Source organism: Stenotrophomonas pictorum JCM 9942, from assembly GCF_001310775.1.
In the GTDB taxonomy this organism is placed as follows: Bacteria; Pseudomonadota; Gammaproteobacteria; order Xanthomonadales; family Xanthomonadaceae; genus Stenotrophomonas; species Stenotrophomonas pictorum.
On the sequence record NZ_BAZI01000352.1, the window covers coordinates 1 to 2,719 of the forward strand.

The window sequence follows — 2,719 nt, forward strand, 5'->3', positions numbered from 1 at the left end:
CGGCGAACAGGTGCACCACGCTGGCCGCGCGCGCGGCCGACAGCTCCCAGTTGGACGGGAACTGCGCGGTGGCGATCGGCAGGTTGTCGGTATGGCCCTCCACGCGCACGCCATTGGGCGCGGCCTGCAGCACTTCGGCCAGTTTGGCCAGGGTTTGGCGGGCGTCGCGGTCCAGTGCCGCCGAGCCGGTGCCGAACAGGATGTCGCTGTTGATCTCGACCTCGATCCACAGCTCGGTGCGGCGCACGGTGATCACACCTTGTTTGACCAGCGGAGCCAGGGCTTCGCTGAGCTGGTCGGCGATCTGATTGAGCTGGCGCTCGGCCCGTTGCAGCTGCGCGTGGTCGCGCATCGATACGGGCATGCGCATCTGCGAGGCCATCGCCGGCAAGCGGGTAGGGTCATTCATCGCGCCGCCGGTCATGCTTGGGGCGCGGATCACCGAGGGGCTGTCAAAACCGCCCCCCTGCAGCTGCTGGTTGCCCACCTGCACCTGGCTGACGGTACGCGGCGCGCCGCCGAAGGCGGTGGTCAAGGCATCGGCCATCACCCGGTATTTGCCCTCGTTGACCGAGGAAATGGCGTACATCACCACGAAAAAGGCGAGCAGCAGCGTCATCAGGTCGGCATACGGGATCGCCCATGCCTCGTGGTTGCCGTGTTCTTCGTGTGGTTTGCGACGGGCCATGGCTCAGTTCACGAAGCCGGCCAGGCTGGTTTCGATATTGCGCGGGTTCTCGCCCTGGGCAATGGCGATCAGCTTCGATGATCATCTCGTGCTCGCGGCTGTTGTGGGCGATCACGCCCTTGAGCTTGGCGGCCACGGGCAGGAACAGCAGGTTGGCCGAGGCGATGCCGTAGATGGTGGCGGTGAACGCCGCGGCGATGCCGTGGCCAAGCTTGCTCGGATCGGCCAGGTTCTTCATCACCGCGATCAGGCCCAGCACCGCACCGATGATGCCCAGGGTCGGGGCGTAGATGCCCATGCCCTCGAACACCTTGGTCGCGGCCAGGTCACGGTGTTCCTGGCTGCCCAGTTCGATCTCCATGATGTGGCGGATGGTTTCCGGCTCCACGCCATCGACCACCAGTTGCAGGCCTTTGCGTACGAACGGGTCGTCCTGCAGCTCCACCTGCGGTTCCAGTCCGAGCAGACCCTGGCGGCGGGCGATGTTGCTCCAGTCCACGATCTGCTGGATCAATGCCTGACGGTCACTTTCCGGCGGCCGCACCACCCAGCGCACGATCTTGAAGGCGTGCTTGAAGACGGCCGGCGAGGTGTGCAGCAGGATCGCCGCCGCCGTGCCGACGATGACGATCACAAACGCCGCCGGCGACCACAGCGACGACAGCCCGGCACCTTTCAGGATGCTGCCGCCGACCAGCGAGGCCAGCGCGAGAAAAAGTCCGATGATGCTGAGTCTGTCCATTTGAAAGGTATCGGCCTTGAGTGGGGCTACTTGAACGGGAAGCGTCAGTCCTGCGGGTTGCGCAGGCCATCGACGTCGAGGATCAGTGCCATGCGGCCATCACCGATCAGGGTCGCGCCGGCGTAGCCCGGCAGACCGCGCAGCGCCTTGGGCAGGGGTTTGATCACCACTTCTTCGCGGCCCCGCACCTGATCCACCACCAGGCCGAAGCGCGCTTCGCCGACCTGCAGCACGACAATGGTCAGCAGCTGCGAGGCCGCCGGGGTCACGTCCAGCCAGCGGCGCAGGTCCACCAGCGCCAGCGTGTGCGACTTGCGGTCCAGTACCGCGCGGCCGTCGAACCAGCCCAGCGCGGTGGCCGGGGCGTGCAGCACTTCCATCACGCGCGCCAGCGGCAGCGCGTAGACATCCTGACCGGCCTGCACCAGCAGCGTCGGCAGGATTGCCAGGGTCAACGGCACACGGATCAGGAAGCGGCTGCCGCGACCGAGTTCGGACTGGATCTGGATCTGGCCGCTGAGTTCGCGGATGCGCGACTGCACCACGTCCATGCCCACGCCGCGACCGGAGATATCGGTGACCTGCTGTTTGGTCGAAAAGCCGGGCAGGAACACCAGGTGCAGGCATTCCTCGCTGCTCAGGCGGGCGGCGGCTTCCGGATCGATCAGGCCCTTCTCGCGGGCCTTGGCGCGCAGGCGCTCGGGATCGATGCCGGCCCCGTCATCCTGGATCTCGATGGAGACGTAGTCGCCTTCCTGCTGCGCGGTCAGGCGGACCTGGCCCACGCGCGGTTTGCCCTGCGCTTCACGTAAGTCGGGCGCTTCCACGCCGTGGTCTATGGCGTTGCGCACCAGGTGCACCAGCGGATCGGCCAAGGCTTCGACCAGATTGCGGTCCAGCTCGGTGTCGGCGCCGATCAGCTCCAGGTCCACTTCCTTGTTCAACGAGCGGGCCACGTCACGGGCGACCTTGGGGAAGCGCGAGAACACCTTGCCGACCGGCTGCATGCGCGTGCGCATGACTGCCGATTGCAGGCGCGCGGTGGCGATATCCAGGGTGGACACGGCACGATCCAGTTCTTCGTCCTTCAATCGCGTACGCAGGGTCTTGAGACGGTTGCGGGCCAGTACCAGCTCACCGATCAGGTTGACGATGGCATCCAGCCGCTTGGTGTCCACGCGTACCGTCTGCTCGGCTTCGGTCGCCTTGCCTGTGGCTTTGGGTGGCGGTGCCGGCCGGGAGGCCGGGGCAGGAGGCGTTGCCGTTGCGGCGGGCGCTGGCGGCGCAGC

General features: G+C 66.7%; 2 protein-coding genes and 1 pseudogene. All 3 read right to left on the reverse strand.

Going from position 1 to position 2,719, the window contains the following annotated elements; translation table 11 throughout:
• The coding region (gene motD, locus JCM9942_RS13555) for a flagellar motor protein MotD (protein WP_054660328.1) at positions 1 to 688 on the reverse strand (688 nt) is incomplete at its 3' end.
• Positions 689 to 691: 3 nt separating this feature from the next.
• Positions 692 to 1,430: pseudogene (locus JCM9942_RS13560) on the reverse strand (flagellar motor protein).
• A 44-nt stretch (positions 1,431 to 1,474) separates the two neighbouring features.
• On the reverse strand, positions 1,475 to 2,719 hold a 1,245-nt coding region (locus tag JCM9942_RS13565; RefSeq protein WP_054660330.1), incomplete at its 5' end, for a chemotaxis protein CheA.